Annotated in this window: 12 protein-coding genes and 1 riboswitch; all 12 genes read left to right on the forward strand. The window is 32.0% G+C overall.

Annotated features, from left to right (window positions below; genetic code table 11):
• The first annotated feature begins 330 nt into the window (after nt 1–330).
• Nucleotides 331–2,232 (forward strand): OPT family oligopeptide transporter, encoded by a 1,902-nt coding sequence (locus tag L21TH_RS05715; RefSeq protein WP_006311566.1) that lies wholly within the window; start codon nt 331–333, stop codon nt 2,230–2,232.
• A 97-nt stretch (nt 2,233–2,329) separates the two neighbouring features.
• Nucleotides 2,330–2,698, forward strand: a complete 369-nt coding sequence (locus L21TH_RS05720; protein WP_006311567.1) for a PqqD family protein — start codon at nt 2,330–2,332, stop codon at nt 2,696–2,698.
• Nucleotides 2,691–3,038 (forward strand): hypothetical protein, encoded by a 348-nt coding sequence (locus L21TH_RS05725; RefSeq protein WP_006311568.1) that lies wholly within the window; start codon nt 2,691–2,693, stop codon nt 3,036–3,038. Before L21TH_RS05720 ends, L21TH_RS05725 begins: the two co-directional genes overlap by 8 nt.
• 14 nt (nt 3,039–3,052) lie before the next feature.
• Nucleotides 3,053–4,507 carry an aminoacyl-histidine dipeptidase gene (locus L21TH_RS05730; RefSeq protein WP_006311569.1) on the forward strand — a complete coding sequence of 485 codons (1,455 nt, stop codon included), beginning with the start codon at nt 3,053–3,055 and terminating at the stop codon, nt 4,505–4,507.
• Nucleotides 4,508–5,118: 611 nt separating this feature from the next.
• Nucleotides 5,119–5,529 carry a hypothetical protein gene (locus L21TH_RS05735; RefSeq protein ID WP_006311571.1) on the forward strand — a complete coding sequence of 137 codons (411 nt, stop codon included), beginning with the start codon at nt 5,119–5,121 and terminating at the stop codon, nt 5,527–5,529.
• Between the two features lie 272 nt (nt 5,530–5,801).
• Complete coding sequence (locus L21TH_RS05740) at nt 5,802–7,535, forward strand: glycoside hydrolase family 13 protein (RefSeq protein WP_006311572.1); 1,734 nt, start codon at nt 5,802–5,804, stop codon at nt 7,533–7,535.
• 107 nt (nt 7,536–7,642) lie between these two features.
• Entirely contained in the window at nt 7,643–8,914 is a 1,272-nt protein-coding gene (locus L21TH_RS05745) for a sugar ABC transporter substrate-binding protein (RefSeq protein ID WP_006311573.1), read from the forward strand.
• A gap of 89 nt (nt 8,915–9,003) precedes the next feature.
• Entirely contained in the window at nt 9,004–10,293 is a 1,290-nt protein-coding gene (locus tag L21TH_RS05750; RefSeq protein ID WP_006311574.1) for a sugar ABC transporter permease, read from the forward strand.
• Nucleotides 10,293–11,183 (forward strand): sugar ABC transporter permease, encoded by an 891-nt coding sequence (locus tag L21TH_RS05755; protein WP_006311575.1) that lies wholly within the window; start codon nt 10,293–10,295, stop codon nt 11,181–11,183. The genes L21TH_RS05750 and L21TH_RS05755 overlap by 1 nt, the downstream gene beginning before the upstream one ends.
• Nucleotides 11,184–11,251: 68 nt before the next feature.
• Nucleotides 11,252–12,250 (forward strand): LacI family DNA-binding transcriptional regulator, encoded by a 999-nt coding sequence (locus L21TH_RS05760; protein ID WP_006311576.1) that lies wholly within the window; start codon nt 11,252–11,254, stop codon nt 12,248–12,250.
• A gap of 105 nt (nt 12,251–12,355) precedes the next feature.
• Nucleotides 12,356–15,259: a type I pullulanase gene (gene pulA, locus L21TH_RS05765; RefSeq protein WP_006311577.1), complete on the forward strand. Its 2,904-nt coding sequence runs from the start codon at nt 12,356–12,358 to the stop codon at nt 15,257–15,259.
• 247 nt (nt 15,260–15,506) lie between these two features.
• Nucleotides 15,507–15,592: riboswitch (cyclic di-GMP riboswitch) on the forward strand.
• A gap of 109 nt (nt 15,593–15,701) precedes the next feature.
• A complete protein-coding gene (locus tag L21TH_RS13750) occupies nt 15,702–16,673 on the forward strand; it encodes an HD-GYP domain-containing protein (RefSeq protein ID WP_006311578.1) in 972 nt (323 codons plus the stop codon).
• The last annotated feature ends 87 nt before the right edge of the window (nt 16,674–16,760 follow it).

Here is a 16,760-nt window from a genome sequence, read left to right on the forward strand (position 1 = left end):
GGGGTCAGGCCTGAATAAGTGAATAACTTTAAAGTTATTCACTTATTCAGGCCTGACCCCGTTTTTATGTTTTTCCAAAAGTATTAAAAAAACTTAACAACTCATCTGAAATTGAAAATTTGAACAATTGAAACAATAAAAAATATTGCAACATGATAAAATTAAATGTTACATTTTGTAAAAAAATTATTTATGGTGTAATATTATAGTATGAAATGTTTATAAATTCATACAAAGGAAATTGTATTCACCAAATCTAATATAATCCAAGGCCTTGGGGTGAATACGATACCAGCTTTTACTAAACAAATTATAATAGGAGGGGGAAACATGGAAAAAGCAACTAACGCGAAACAGGAATTTAAGCCGTTTATTCCTGCAGACAAAATTCTTCCAGAATTTACTTTAACATCTATCATTATTGGTATTATAATGGCTGTAGTATTTGGTGCAGCTAACGCATATCTAGGGCTAAAAGTAGGTATGACAATTAGTGCATCGATTCCTGCGGCAGTAATTTCTATGGGTATCATAAGAGGTATATTAAGAAAAGAATCTATACTAGAAAACAACATGGTTCAAACAATAGGTTCAGCTGGTGAATCATTAGCAGCTGGTGCGATTTTTACACTTCCAGCACTGTTTATTTGGAGTGCTGAATGGGGTATAGGAACACCGAGCTTGCTAAAAATCACAGCTATTGCTTTATGTGGTGGAATACTTGGAGTATTATTTATGGTTCCATTAAGAAAAGCACTTATTGTAAATGAACATGGAGTTTTACCTTATCCAGAGGGTACAGCTTGTGCCGAGGTTTTACTTGCCGGTGAAGAAGGTGGAGAAAAGGCTAAAACTACATTTGCTGGTTTAGGTATAGGTGCACTTTATAAGTTTATAACAGGTGGATTTAAGTTGTTTCCAAGTGAAATAGAAACTACTATACCTGGATATAAAGGTGCAGCTATAGGTGGAGATGTTCTACCGGCGTTACTTGGTGTTGGTTTCATTATAGGACCTAAAATTTCTGCATATATGCTAGCAGGTGCAGTTATTGGTTGGTTTGGACTTATTCCATTAATAGCTAATATAGGAAGCATGGGCGAAATTGTAATGTACCCTGCTACAGTTCCATTAAATCAATTAGACCATTGGGAGATTTGGGATTATTACATAAGATATGTCGGAGCAGGTGCCGTTGCTTTTGGTGGTATTTTTAGTTTAATAAAGTCATTACCTTTGATCGTACAGACGTTTAAGGATGCAATGAAAAATTATTCAAGTGGTGTAGGTGAAGGTTCAGATGTAAGAACCAATAGAGATTTATCAATGAAAGTAGTATTAATAGGCTCTTTAGCAGTAGTATTAGCAATGATGATGTTACCAATAATTCCTGTTGGATTTGGTGGTGCATTATTAATTGCAATATTCGGTTTCTTCTTTGCAACTGTATCTTCAAGAATTGTAGGTTTAGTAGGTAGTTCATCAAATCCAGTATCAGGAATGACTATAGCTACTTTAATTATTACAGCTATAGTATTTAAAGCAAGCGGAAATGATGGACATGTTGGAATGATTGGAACCTTAACTGTAGGTTCAATAATCTGTATAATAGCTGCAATGGCGGGTGACACTTCACAGGACTTAAAGACAGGTTTCTTAGTAGGTGCTACTCCTAAGAAACAGCAGTACTGTGAATTGATAGGTGCTTTATCTGCAGCTCTTGCAATAGGATTTGTATTAGTTCTATTAAACAATGCATGGGGATTTGGCTCACAAGAACTACCAGCTCCTCAAGCAACACTTATGAGATTAGTTATTGAAGGTGTTATGGGTGGAAATCTACCTTGGGCCCTAGTATTTACAGGAGTAGGTATTGGTGTAGCAATTGAGCTACTTGGTTTACCAGTTCTTCCTATTGCAATAGGTTTATACTTACCAATTCACTTAAGTACACCTATTATGGTTGGTGGTGTAATCAGAGGTATCTTAGATAAGAAACTAAACAAAGAAGATGGTGAAGATAGCACAATTAAAGCTAAGATTGATTCAGGTATACTATTTGCATCAGGGCTTATTGCAGGAGAAGGCTTAATCGGTATATTATTAGCAATATTTGCAGTGCTTGGAATAGACTTAGCATTTGGATTTAGTTTAGGACAGCTTGGAGCACTAGCTTTCTTTGCAGCACTAACTTATATGTTAATGAGATATTCAGTATTAAAGAAAAGTTAATCTTTAATATATAGTGGAAAAGTTAAATATAATTATATTAGAAAAGAGGATATTTTTAAATATCCTCTTTTCAGCTTATAAAGAATGGGGTGTAGTTATGAGACGAAAAATTAACAAGAATGATAACTTACTAGAATTAATTCCTTTAAAAAATGAAAAGTTTGATTGGAAGATTAATGAAGAGGGTTTAGTACAAGTTATAATACTTAGAAATAGTATGTTAGATAGAATAGTTAGAGTTTTTTTCAATACACCTAAATTTATGAAAATAGATTTAGATAAATACGGTAGTTTTATCTGGAATTGCATTGATGGCACAAAGAACATAGAAGAGATAGGACAAAAATTTAAAGAAAAATTTGGAGAAGAAGTAGAGCCTCTTTATGAGCGTCTCGTAACTTATATTAATATTTTAAGAAACAATAAGTTTATAAAACTTGTAAAAGAAAGTGATATCAATGATTAGTTTTATAGTAAGCGTACTTGTTTTTGCTGCTGCCTTTGCTTTTTTGTTAGCATGGGGTTATGTAAAGCAACAGAAAAAGACACAAGAATTATTAGATAAATTGTATAAAAAGATTGAGACAAAAATAATAAAGCAGCTAAAAAAGAAAGAATATCTTACCAAAAACGAATTAATGGAGCTAATTAAAGGTACTAAGGCATCATTATTTTGGAGTAATAATAAAATACAAGTAAATGATCCTAAATTAGTAACTGACAATATATTAAACAAACTATTAGAAAAAGGAGTTATAGTAGAGGTATTAAATAAAGGGCCTAAAAAATATAAATTAAATAAATAAAGGAGATGTTAAGTATGACAAGAGTTTTAGCAAATTTACAACCTGAATCTGTTTTTAAACATTTTGAGGAGTTAACTAAAATTCCTAGAGGTTCAGGTAATGAAAAAGAAGTAAGTGATTTCTTAGTGGAGTTTGCTAAAGACAATGGACTTGAGGTAATTCAGGAGGATTGTTTAAACGTAATTATAAAGAAACCTGGAACAGAAGGATATGAAAATGCACCTACTGTAATACTTCAAGGACATATGGATATGGTATGTGCTAAAAGAGAAGATTTAGATTTTGACTTTACAAAAGACTCAATTCCTGTTGTTGTAGATGGTGATATGATTAAAACTGAAGGAACAACACTAGGAGGGGATAATGGTATAGCTGTTGCTATGGCTATGGCAATTTTAGAATCAGATGATATTCCTCATCCTCCACTTGTAGCATTGTTTACAGTAGCTGAAGAAACAGGAATGGATGGAGTTTTAAATCTTAATCCAGAACATATTTCAGGAGACATATTAATAAATATCGATTCAGAAGAAGAAGGAGTAATTTTAACTTCATGTGCAGGAGGAGTTAATAATATAGTACACTTACCGATAGAATGGAATGAAGCTGGCGAAAACAAATTAACTTACAAGCTTGCTATAAAAGGATTATTAGGAGGTCATTCAGGAATAGAAATAGATAAAAATAGAGGAAATGCAATAAAATTATTAGGAAGAATATTAGATGGAATTAGTAGAGAAATAGATATTAACATTGCTAATGTAAATGGTGGAGAAAAGATGAATGCAATTCCTAAAATGGCAGAAGCAATTATATTGATTAAAGCAGAAAAAGAAGAGGAATTAAAAGCTTTAGTTAATAAATATCAGGAAGTATTCTCAAATGAGTTTGCTACTGCTGACCCTGATATTAAAGTATATCTAGAAGATGTAGAAGGTGTAGAGAAAGTATTTAATACAACAACTCAAAAAGGTTTAATTAGTATACTTAGATTACTACCAAATGGAGTACAGACAATGAGTGCTGATGTTGAGGGATTAGTAGAAAGTTCTAATAATATAGGAGTACTTACTACAGAAAAAGATGAAATTGTATTCAGTAGTGCAGTAAGAAGCTCAGTTAAAAGCTTAAAACATGAAATAAATGAAAGAGTACAGGCTATATGTGATTTAGTTGGTGCTAAAATGGAGTTAGTTTCAGATTATCCTGAATGGCAGTACAAAGTTGATTCACCTATTAGAGATTTAATGGCTAAAGTTTACGAGGATATGTATGGTGAAGAAGCGAAGATAGAAGCAATTCATGCAGGTTTAGAGTGTGGCTTCTTAAAAGAAAAACTTGGCGATATAGATATGGTTTCAATCGGTCCTAACCTTTACGATGTACATACTCCAGATGAGCATTTAAGTGTATCATCTACAAAAAGAGTATTTGAATTTTTATGTGAAGTATTACAAAGAATAAAGTAAACTCTAGGAGTTATTAAAAGGGCCAGGTTTTAAAAACCTGACCCAAATTTTTATATAGTCTTTTTTGTCTCCTATTCTAGTAGCAAAAAGCAGTATTGCTGCTTTTTTTTCCGTTAACCTATTCACGAAAATAGTTTTATATACATATATTATAGTAGCCTAAGATATAGGCTATTATATATAACCGTGAAGGAGGTAAACAGAATGGCTGATGGTAAAGGTTTATTAGGAGGATTATTTGACGGAGGTAGTGAATTACTATTCTTCTTCCTATTATTAGTTGTATTATTCTGTAACTGCTACGGATACAGAGGATGCTAAGTACTACATGAAAAGACTACCAGCTATGTTTGATTCATAGTTGGTAGAAAATCTAAATTTACTCTAATAGGAGTGATGTAAATGACTGATGGTTACTATCCAGATAGCAGTTTATTATTTTTCTTCTTACTTCTAGTAGTACTATTTTGTTTTTACTGCTAAAAATTAAAGAAGTTTGTACCCAATTCCCCTGTTTATTACAGGGGATTATATTTTGGCGATTTTCATTGTAGCAAAGTACTGACTTTTTCATACACTGTTAGTAAAAAGACAATTAAGGAGGTTTTTTTATGGATTATACGTATGACAACGTACAATATCCGGAGATTTATTATCGTATGTATCCGATGGTAGAAGAGTGTATTAACAAGTACATGAATAATATGCCAGTTTACACAATGCCAACTGAAGAGGAATTAGAAGAAATGGTAGATGAAGTTTATGATAAAATGATAGAAGAATGCCCAGAAATAGACCAAGATCCTGGCGAAAGAAGGCCAAGATCTAGGTCATCAGTACAACAAAGACCTTTTTATGGTAGAAGAAGGATATTTAGAGATTTAATTAGTATAGTTCTTTTATCAAGACTATTTGGACGAAGAAGATATAGATATCCAGGCTTTGGATATGGCCCAGGTTATGGATACGGTCCAGGTTTCGGTTATGGCCCAGGATATGGGTATGGTCCAGGGTATAGATAATAAGATAAAATAAGTAACATGATGTAGCTCACATTTAAATGTGAGCTACAGTTAATTTCGAAAAGCCAATAGTGGAAAGCGAGGAGCAATTATCAATTCTCAATTTCACTTTGATATGTTATAATATACATAATTATTTGAAAAAAGTTTTAGCGAAAAAGATAAAGAAAGACATACAAGGGGGGATTTTAAGACAAAAATACGGACAAACTTACAAAATTGTGCAACCGATTTCATAGAACTACAAAAACTGGAAAGATAGGAGGAAAAATATGAACTTTCAAGGGATTTACCATAGACCAAAGAGCAACTATTGCTATGCATATGATAAGGATACCGTACATATTAGACTAAGGGCTTCTAAAGGTGATTTAGAAAACGTTATACTAGTATATGGAGATAAATATATATGGTCACAAAACAGAGAAATAGAAATGAAATTAGAGTGTTCAGATAAATATTTTGACTACTTCATAGCAGAAATAAAACCACCATACAGAAGACTAGCATACTATTTCATCTTAGAAGGCAAAAGTGAAAGATACTACTATACAGAATGGGGATTTTTTGATGAAATAGACAAAGATGAGGTATACATGCATTTCTTTGAGTATCCATTTTTAAATAAAATAGATATTCACAAGGTATCTGAATGGGTAAAGGATGCAGTATTTTATCAAATATTCCCTGAAAGATTTTATAACGGTGATAAATTCAATGACCCAAAAGGAGTAGAAAAGTGGGGAGAAGCTCCAAAGTCTGATAATTTCTTTGGTGGAGACTTAAAAGGAATAATAGATAAATTAGATTATTTAACAGACCTAGGAATAAATGCGATATACTTAACCCCTATATTTGAATCATATTCTAACCACAAATACAATACTAAAGATTATATGAAAATAGACCCACACTTTGGAGATTTAAATACTATGAAGGAATTAGTACAGAAATGTCATGAAAGAGGAATAAAAGTGGTTCTTGATGCAGTATTTAACCACATTGGATATTATTCTGCTCAATTTCAGGATGTAGTGAAGAAAGGAAAAAAATCTCCATATTATGACTGGTTTTATATAAGAGAATGGCCTATTGAAACAGACCCACCTAATTATTATACATTTGCATTTGCTCCATATATGCCTAAACTAAATACTGAAAACCCAGAGGTTAAAGAATACCTTTTAAATGTTGCAAAATACTGGATAGAAGAAGCTGATATCGATGGCTGGAGACTAGATGTAGCTAATGAAATAGACCACAGCTTTTGGAGAGAATTTAGAAAAGTTGTTAAAAAAACTAAAAGCGATGCTTATATAGTAGGGGAGATATGGCACGATTCATTACCTTGGCTATTAGGTGACCAATTTGATGCGGTTATGAATTATCCTTTTACTCGAGTATGTATTCAATACTTTGCACATAGAAACTTAAATAATAAAGAATTTAAAGAATTGATAAATGAAACACAAATAAGAAATACTCAACAAGTAAATGAAGTAATGTTAAATTTATTAGATAGTCATGATACGTCTAGGTTTCTATATAAAGCAAAAGGAGATAAAGAAAGTCTTAAGCTTGCTTCGGTATTCCAGTTAACTTATTTGGGAGCTCCGTGTATTTATTATGGAACAGAAATAGGTATGAATGGAGGAGACGACCCAGACTGTAGAAGAACAATGGAATGGAATGAGGATAAATGGAATAAAGACTTATTAAACCATTATAAAAGATTAATAAAAATAAGAAACGAGCATGAAGCCTTAAGAAGAGGTAATTTTAAATGGATTGAAGGCTTAGATGATGTAGTTGGATTTGTAAGAGAGACTGACAAAGAAGAGATTATAGTACTTATTAATAACTCTAATCAAGATAAAGAGATACAACTAAAAGTGAATGGAACAGAGTATATAGATTTGGTAAAAGATAAAAAAATCAACTGTGACAGAGTGTTGAAAACTACAATAACTAAGGGGAATTTTGAAATTTTACTAAATATAAAATAATTAAAATTGTTTGACACTTATCAAAAAATAGATTATAATTAAATTGTGCAAACGGTTGCAGAGAGGACATGCAACAATAAAAATTATAAAAAGTAAGGGGGATTTTTATGAAACGATTTTTCAGTCTACTACTAATAGGTATGTTAGTATTCTCATTAGTAGGCTGTGGGCCAAAAGACCAACCTGCACCTGTAAATCAAGAAAATAATGAATCTCAAGATTCAGGTGAATTAAAGCCTGAAGATGGTGCAGAATTATTAGTTTGGGAAAGTGAAGGACCTGAAGGTGAATGGATTGAATATGTAGCAGAAGAATTCGAGAAAAAATATGGTGTTAAAGTTAAATATGAAGCAGTAGGTGCTGTTGATGCTGAAGAAAGATTAGCACAAGATGGACCTGCTGGAATAGGTGCAGACTTATTTGTTGCTCCACATGACCATACTGGTTCATTAGTGGCAGCAGGATTAATTCAAGAAAATGATTTAGCAGCTGATAGAGTTAAAAATGACTTTATGAAAGCAGCTGTAGATGGTGTTTCATACCAAGGAACAGTTTATGGATTCCCAGTTGCTATTGAAACTTATGCATTATTCTACAATAAAGATATATTCCCAGAAGCACCAAAGACTTACGATGAAATAGTTGAAAAGGCTAAAGAATACAATGACCCTAACAACAATAAATTTGCATTTATGTGGGACATTGGAAACGCTTACTATACACACAGCTTTATAGCTGGTGGTGGCGGATACATATTTGGCCAAGGTGGAACTGACAAAAATGATGTTGGTATAGATTCTGAAGGAGCTATTGCTGGTGCAAAGGCAATGCTTAAGTTAAAAGAAATATTACCAGTTAACTCACAAGACTCAACAACTCAAATTATGGAAGGTTTATTTGATGAAGGTAAAGTAGGAGCTATCATCGATGGACCTTGGGCTGTACAAGGTAGAAAGGAATCAGGAGTAAACTTTGGTATTGCTCCATTACCAAAATTATTCGATGGTAAGCAACAATCAAGCTTCTCAGGAATCAGATCATTATTTGTAAGTGCATATACTAAATATCCAAAGGCAGCTAAATTATTTGCTGAATTTGCTACTTCTGATGAAATGTTACTAAAGAGATTTGAAATAACTAGTCAAATACCACCTGTTAAAGCATTAATGGATGCTGACGAAATTAAGAATGATGAATTTGTAGCTCCATTCTTAGAGCAAGCACAATACGCAGTTCCAATGCCATCAATTCCACAAATGGGATATGTATGGGAACCATACGGAAACTCATTTGCTTCAATGTGGAATGATGGTGTATCACCTGAAGAAGCATTGAAGAATGCAGCTCAAGTAGTTAGAGATGCAATAGCTGCTGAATAATATAGAATAGCAATCATAAAGAAAAATCTAGTCGTTTACGGTAAATGTAAATGGCTAGATTTTTCTTAAAAAAACTAGGAGGTAATACTATGAAAAGGTCAAAAAAAGCGGCCTTATTATCTACACTATTCATGGGACTAGGACAATTTTATAACAAAGAAATATATAAGGGTATTATATTCTCATTAATAGAGGTTCTAGTTATAGTATTTTTTATACCTTATTTTGGATATAGTATGTGGGGATTATTTACATTAGGTGAAACTCCACAGTATTTTGTAGATGGTATCGCATATGGACATCATTCAATTTTTCTATTGATTGATGGTATCATCTCAATACTTACTTTAGTTATAATTGGAATAGTTTATTATTTAAACATTGTAGATGCTAAAAAGACAGCAAAAAGATTAGAAGAAGGAAAACCACTACTTACTCCTAAAGAGTATATAAAATATATTTGGGAAAGACATTTTCACAAATTCATGTTAACACCTTCATTTGTGTTTATAATGTTTTTCACGCTTTTACCTATAATATTCACGATATGTATAGCATTTACTAATTATTCAAGTCCTAATCACTTGCCTCCAAGAAATCTAGTAGATTGGGTAGGATTAAAGAACTTCAAGAATCTTTTATCCCTTAAAATATGGAATAACACTTTTATAGGGGTAGGGCTATGGACTGTTATATGGGCTTTATTGGCAACAGCGACTAACTATTTTGTAGGATTGTTTTTAGCTTTATTAGTAAATGCAAAGGGCATTAAGATTAAAAAGTTTTGGAGAAGTATGTTTATATTACCCTATGCTATACCAGCGTTTATATCATTACTTGTAATGCGTTTAGCTTTCAGTGGGCCAGGACCAGTTAACAATTTATTAGTAACTATGGGATTTGATAAGTCACCATGGCTAACAGACCCATTCTTAGCTAAAGTTATGATAGTTGTTATAAACATATGGTTAGGTTCACCATATTGGATGGCTTTGATGTCAGGGGTATTAACTAATATTTCAAAGGATATGTATGAAGCGGCTGAAATAGATGGAGCATCTAAAGTACAACAGTTCTTTAAGATAACTTTACCAATGGTATTATTCCAGACAGCGCCATTGTTAATTATGACATTTGCATATAACTTTAATAACTTTAATGTAATTTATCTATTAACAGATGGTAATCCAGTCAACAGTAACTATAGATATGCTGGTTCTACAGATATCTTGATTTCGTGGATTTATAAGTTGACAAGGGATAATAACCAGTATCATATGGCATCAGCAGTAACATTGATTATCTTTATATTTATAGCATCAATTTCTGCTTATTCCTTTACTAAAACTAAATCCTTCAAAGAGGAGGACATGATGTAATGACTGTTAAAATGGATAATGAAAGAAAAATTGAACCTGTAGGAAAAAAAGATAAAAATTTTAGTGTATTTAATTTTGTACAGAAATCTATAGTGTATATTTTCTTAATATTTATAACGATAATTGTATTGGCTCCTGTTATATGGATAATTGGGGCATCACTTAACCCAGGTACTAGTTTATTCAGTTCTTCACTATTTCCTAAAGAACCAACTTTTAAGCATTATGTAGAATTATTTACTGAGACTGACTATCCAAAATGGTATTTAAATACCCTTAAGATTGCAACAGCGAATATGTGTCTTTCTGTTGTGCTTACAACTCTTACAGCATATGTATTTTCAAGATTTAGATTCAAGGGTAGAAAACTAACTTTGATGACAATACTTATATTACAGATGTTCCCAGCTTTTATATCAATGACAGCAACTTTCGTATTATTATATAGACTTCATCTTTTGAATACACATTTAGGTTTAATTCTAGTTTATGCAGCAGGTCAGATACCATACAATACTTGGTTATGTAAGGGATATTTCGAAGGGATACCTAAGAGTTTAGATGAAGCAGCTAGGATTGATGGAGCTTCGAACTTAACTATATTTACTAAAATAATACTTCCATTAGCTAAACCTATAATTACTTTTGTAGCTTTAACAAACTTTATGGGGCCTTGGTTTGACTTTATATTCCCTCAGCTTATATTAAAGTCTTCTGAAAAAAGGACTTTAGCTGTTGGTTTGTTCCAATGGGTACAACAGCAACAAAATACATATTTTACTAGATTTGCTGCTGGGGCTATATTAGTTGCTATACCTATCACAGCATTGTTCTTATATCTACAAAAGCATATAGTTCATGGGTTATCTTCAGGTGCTACCAAGGGGTAATATGTTGTGATATAATGAGTTATACTAGATGTCATGGATAAAAAATTAGATTATAGGAAGTGAAGATTATGCCAGTAACAATCAGAGATGTTGCAAAGGTAGCCAATGTTTCACCTTCAACGGTATCTAGAGTTATAGCTGATAACCCTAAAATAAGTGAAGAGACAAAGAAAAAAGTATATAACGCTATGAAAAAACTTAATTATCATCCTAATGCTATAGCTAGAAGCCTTGCTAATAAATCTACTAAGACTTTAGGGATAATTTTACCTAATACTTCAGAAGATTTATTTATGAATCCTTTCTTTATACAAGCTATGAGAGGTATAAGTGTTTACGGACAAAAAAAGGGTTATTACATAATGTATAGCTATAGTAATAATGAAGAAGAAGAGGTAGATTTTATTAGTAAGTATATAAACAGCAAATGGGTAGACGGTATTATTTTATTAACAGCTAGACAAAATGACAGATGTATATCTTATCTTAAGGAAGTTAATCATCCTTTTGTTGTAATAGGACGTCCAGAAAATACTGAAGAAATATTGTGGGTAGATAATGATAACTTTAAAGCTATGTATGACGTAGTCACCCATTTAATAGAAAAGGGTCATAGAAATATTGCATTCATAGGAGGACCACATAGCTTAAACGTTACAAAGGATAGATTTGAAGGTTATAAAATGGCTTTACAAGCTAGAGGGATTAATATAGATGAACATATGATAAGTGAAACAGATTTTTCGGAGGATAGAGGCTATGATGCCATGAAAAAAATATTAGAACAAAAGATACCCGATGCTGTAGTAACTACAGATGATTTGATTGCTTTTGGTGCTTTAAAGGCAATAAAGGAAATGGATGAGAAAAAAATAGCAGTTGTAGGATTTAATAATACTCTTTTAGCAGCATATCAATCTCCTACTCTAACATCTGTTGACATTAAAACAGAAAGACTTGGATATCGTGCGGCACAACTGCTTATAGATAAAATAGAAAACAAAGAGACGAAAGTAAATCATTATATCGTAGAAACAGAATTAATCGAAAGAGAATCAACGCAATAAAGCCCTACAAATGAAAGTAGGGCTGTTTTTATAACATACAGAAAATAATTGTTAATTTTCAATTGTAAATTTAGCAGCCAAGCTGCTATAAACTGGGGGAATAAGATGAAACGTATAAGCTTATCGTTAGCATTTATTCTATTATTTAATGTAATGTTAGTAGGATGTCAAAATGGAAATCAGAGTGAGGTTGTTAAGCAATCACATACATCAACGCAAGAAGAGATAAAAAAAGGAAGTAAGTTAATAGTACATTATTATAGATATGAAGGAGACTATGACAATTGGAGCTTTTGGATTTGGCCAGAGGGCAGAGAAGGTAAAGCATATAACTTTACTGGCGAAGATGACTTTGGAAAGATAGCAGAAATAGAGTTTAACGAAAAATTAGACAGGGTAGGTATAATTCCAAGACTAGGTAATTGGGAAGCTAAGGATGTAAATATGGATAGGTTTATAGATTTAAAAGGTGATGTTACAGAAGTGTGGATGATACAGGGGACAGAAAAGATATTTTATAATAGGGAAGAAGCAAACATCAAACCGAAAATAAGGGGAGCGTTTTTGGATACTAAAAGAGATATTTTTGTGGAGCTTACAAATAAACTTAACTTAACAGGTAATAATAACGAAAATTTTATAGTAAAAGTTGATGGAAAAGAAGTAGATATTGAAAAAGTTGAAGGTGTTAGAGTAAAACAAGAAAATATAAACAAAAAAGGGTACGAGTTATTAGTAGATGATACAAAAATAAAATTTATATTTTCACCAACGGAATTTGGGTATAAACATAATAAAGATGACGATGTGTATGTTATAGGAGATTTTAACAATTATCAAATAAGTGATGAGTTTAAACTAGAGTACGATAAAGTATTTGACGTATATAAGTTATTAAAGGATGTAGGTAATAACCATAGTATTAACTTCAAAGACACGTTTTGCTTTGTTGTGAATAATAATGATAAAGAGGTGTTTAAAAGTAGTGACCTAGTAGTTGATAAATATTTAGGTAAAGTCACAAATCTCTTTAAGATTACACTTAAAGAGGATGTAGATTTTACTGAAGGAATAGTAGTAGACCATAAAGATTTTAAGGAGAAGGATGTCGTTATGAGAAAAGTATTAGAACTACCCGAGTTCACTTATACGGGAAATGACTTAGGAGCAAATTATAATAAGGATTATACAACCTTTAAGGTATGGTCACCAGTTGCAGAAGAAATGAAAGTGGTTATTTATGATAAATATAATGATAATGAAGGTAAAGTTTATTTAATGAACAAAGGAGAAAATGGAGTTTGGGAACTTACATTAGATGGTGATTATAAAAACAAATATTATAATTATAAAGTCACTATAGACGGTATAGAAAAGGAAACTCCAGACCCTTATGCTAAAGGGGCTACTGCTAATGGTGAAAAGGGAATGATAGTAGATTTTGAGTCAATTAACCCAGAAGGGTGGGAAAATCATAAGCTGCCAGAATCGATAAAGCCAACAGAAGCAATTCTTTATGAAATGCATGTTAGGGACTTTTCAGTAGACGAAAACTCTGGTATAACCTATAAAGGTAAGTATTTAGCTTTTACAGAAGAAGGAACAAAGGGACCAAATGGAGTATCAACGGGATTAGACCACTTAAAGGAATTAGGTATTACCCATGTACATCTACTGCCTGTATATGACTTTGCAAGTGTAGATGAAACTAAAGAGGGACAGTATAACTGGGGATATGACCCATATTTATATAATGTACCAGAAGGTTCTTATGCAACAGACCCATATGATGGAACGGTGAGGATAAGAGAATTTAAGGAAATGGTAAAGACACTTCACGAAAATAATATTGGGGTAGTAATGGATGTTGTATTTAATCACACTTATTCAGTAGGTAATAGTCCATTTGATATATTGGTACCGAAATATTACTATCGAACAGCAGCCGACGGTAGTTATACCAATGGCTCAGGCTGTGGAAATGAAACAGCTTCAGAAAAGCCAATGATGAGGAAGTTTATCATAGACTCAGTTAAATTCTGGGCTACTGAGTATAAGATAGATGGCTTTAGATTTGACCTGATGGCACTTCATGATATAGATACAATGAAAGAGGTAGTAAAGGAGCTTAAGAAGATTAATCCAAACATAATCATATACGGAGAGCCTTGGACTGGAGGAAATTCAGCACTATCACCAATGAAGCAGCTAAGAAAGGGTAAGCAAAAGGGTTTAGGCCTAGCTGTATTTAATGATAATATAAGAAATGCAATAAAAGGAGATAATGACGGTACAGGAGTAGGATTTGTAAACGGTGGATATGGATTAGTAAACGAAGTTAAGAAGGGGATAGTAGGAAGTATAAGATATAACGATAGTATTCAAAGCTTTACAGATAGTCCTACTGAAACTATCAATTATGTAAGTAGTCACGATAATCTATGTTTATTTGATAAATTCGAAAAAAGTAATAAACACGATACAGAAGAAGCAAGGGAAAGAATGAATAAATTAGCATTATCAATAGTTCTTACTTCTCAGGGGATACCTTTTATACAAGGTGGTACAGAGATTCTAAGGACAAAACAAGGAGTTCATAATAGTTATAATTCAGGAGATGAGATAAATAAGATAGATTGGTCAAGAAAAAGTAAATATAAAGAAACCTTTGACTATATCAAGGGATTAATTAAACTAAGAAAAAGTCAAAAGGTGATGACTTTAGATAATGCTGAAGATATAAGAAATTCATTACAGTTTATAGACACACCGAATAATTCAGTAGGATATTTATTAAATTCAAACTTTAAAGGGGACTATAAGCATCTAATTATCATACACAACGCAAATAGAGAAGAAATAAAAATTAAGCTTCCATTAGATGGAGAATGGAATGCTATAGCCAATGAATATGAAGTAAATCAAGATAAAGTTACAAAGGGACAAAAAAGCTTTACTAATGAAGTGACAGTACCAGCATTGTCAACATATATTCTATATCAAAATTAAGGATAGTAGATTATAAGTAGAAGCTAAGAGATTTATATTTTTCTCTTAGCTTCTTTTAGTGTCTAACAAGCTGAGAACTAAATCAAAAGCTATTAACTACTAACTAATAAATGAACGTAGTCAGATTTGTTCTGTCATCATTCGACAATCTTTACATTATATATCGTTTATAGTATTATGTTATTGAATAGCATTATTAGAATAGGTCTACAGTAGGAACAATAATATATAGACATCAATTATTAGGTTTAGATAAAGGCAAACTTGTCGAAAGATAAGGACGCAAAGCCAAGGGCCTAAGGCATAAACTTGCTAAGGTAGCCGGTTACCTAAAACCTACAGTGGGCCCTTCTATGCATAAAGCAAGGAAGGGATTTTTTATCTAACTATCCTAAACCACTCCTCCTTGCTTCATATAAAAAGAAAATAGGGAGGAAAACTTATGCGATTAGCAAAATTAGATGAGAATATTTTAAACAAAAAGTTAGCATTGACAATAAAATCATCGACAGGTAGAAAATTGATTCAGAATAATGTAGTCTTATCAGAAAGAGTTATTAAAAGATTAAAGAGCAATGGATTAAATGCAATTTACATAGAAGACGAAAATGTTGATGTAGAACTACGTGAATCAATAACTGAGGATAAGAGGATACAGATAATTCAAAAGCTGAATGAAATATACTCTGATATACAAAGAGGGCAATATAACGATATTGAGTTTGGACGTTTCATAAGAAATGAAATTTTACCATCAATAGTAAATGAACCTGTTAGTTTACCAATAGGACAAGTTATGAAGGAAGAAGATATCTCACAACATTCATTAAACGTATGCTTACTTGTTGTAAGAACTGGTATAGCTATAGGTCTTAATCAAGAAAAAATAGAGCAACTAGCTAAAGCTGCACTTTTACATGAAGTAGGAAAGTTAATTCAAAAAAGTGATAAAAGATTAGAAGAAATACCCTATGAAGAGCTTGGATATAGATACTTAAAACAGAAGCATAGTTCCGTATTAGTATATACTACAGTTAGATTTCAAAACGAAACTATTGATGGAAAAGGAACATTAAAAATACCTGAATCAAATCAAAATGAATTAGTGAAAATATTAAGCATTTGCAATTATTATGAATCATTATTGAGAACTACCCATTTACTTCCCCACCAATGTTTTGAGAAAGTACAGGCACTTGTAAATACAAAGTTCGATACCAAAGTATTTGAAGCCTTTAGAAAGTCAATATACATATATCCTATAGGCCTACCGGTTAAATTAAATAATGGAGAAGAAGGGATTGTATTTAAACAGAATGAATTATATCCATTGAGACCTATAGTAAAGGCAAATGGACAGGAATATAACTTGTTAGAAAATCTATCTTTATTTATTGAAGAAGTACTAATGTAACTGTGGGGAGTAAATGAAAAAGCAGCTAATGGATAGCTGCTTTTTCTCTATATATTAAGGGGAGTTGCAAATGGTCATTATTATTAA

The organism is Caldisalinibacter kiritimatiensis (assembly GCF_000387765.1).
GTDB classification, from domain to species: Bacteria; Bacillota; Clostridia; order Tissierellales; family Caldisalinibacteraceae; genus Caldisalinibacter; species Caldisalinibacter kiritimatiensis.

Excerpts from the sequence above, each read along its gene's own strand:
- L21TH_RS05715 (WP_006311566.1), top strand. The coding sequence starts at position 331 with ATGGAAAAAGCAACTAACGCGAAACAGGAATTTAAGCCGTTTATTCCT.
- L21TH_RS05720 (WP_006311567.1), top strand. The coding sequence starts at position 2,330 with ATGAGACGAAAAATTAACAAGAATGATAACTTACTAGAATTAATTCCT.
- L21TH_RS05725 (WP_006311568.1), top strand. The coding sequence starts at position 2,691 with ATGATTAGTTTTATAGTAAGCGTACTTGTTTTTGCTGCTGCCTTTGCT.
- L21TH_RS05730 (WP_006311569.1), top strand. The coding sequence starts at position 3,053 with ATGACAAGAGTTTTAGCAAATTTACAACCTGAATCTGTTTTTAAACAT.
- L21TH_RS05735 (WP_006311571.1), top strand. The coding sequence starts at position 5,119 with ATGGATTATACGTATGACAACGTACAATATCCGGAGATTTATTATCGT.
- L21TH_RS05740 (WP_006311572.1), top strand. The coding sequence starts at position 5,802 with ATGAACTTTCAAGGGATTTACCATAGACCAAAGAGCAACTATTGCTAT.
- L21TH_RS05745 (WP_006311573.1), top strand. The coding sequence starts at position 7,643 with ATGAAACGATTTTTCAGTCTACTACTAATAGGTATGTTAGTATTCTCA.
- L21TH_RS05750 (WP_006311574.1), top strand. The coding sequence starts at position 9,004 with ATGAAAAGGTCAAAAAAAGCGGCCTTATTATCTACACTATTCATGGGA.
- L21TH_RS05755 (WP_006311575.1), top strand. The coding sequence starts at position 10,293 with ATGACTGTTAAAATGGATAATGAAAGAAAAATTGAACCTGTAGGAAAA.
- L21TH_RS05760 (WP_006311576.1), top strand. The coding sequence starts at position 11,252 with ATGCCAGTAACAATCAGAGATGTTGCAAAGGTAGCCAATGTTTCACCT.
- pulA (WP_006311577.1), top strand. The coding sequence starts at position 12,356 with ATGAAACGTATAAGCTTATCGTTAGCATTTATTCTATTATTTAATGTA.
- L21TH_RS13750 (WP_006311578.1), top strand. The coding sequence starts at position 15,702 with ATGCGATTAGCAAAATTAGATGAGAATATTTTAAACAAAAAGTTAGCA.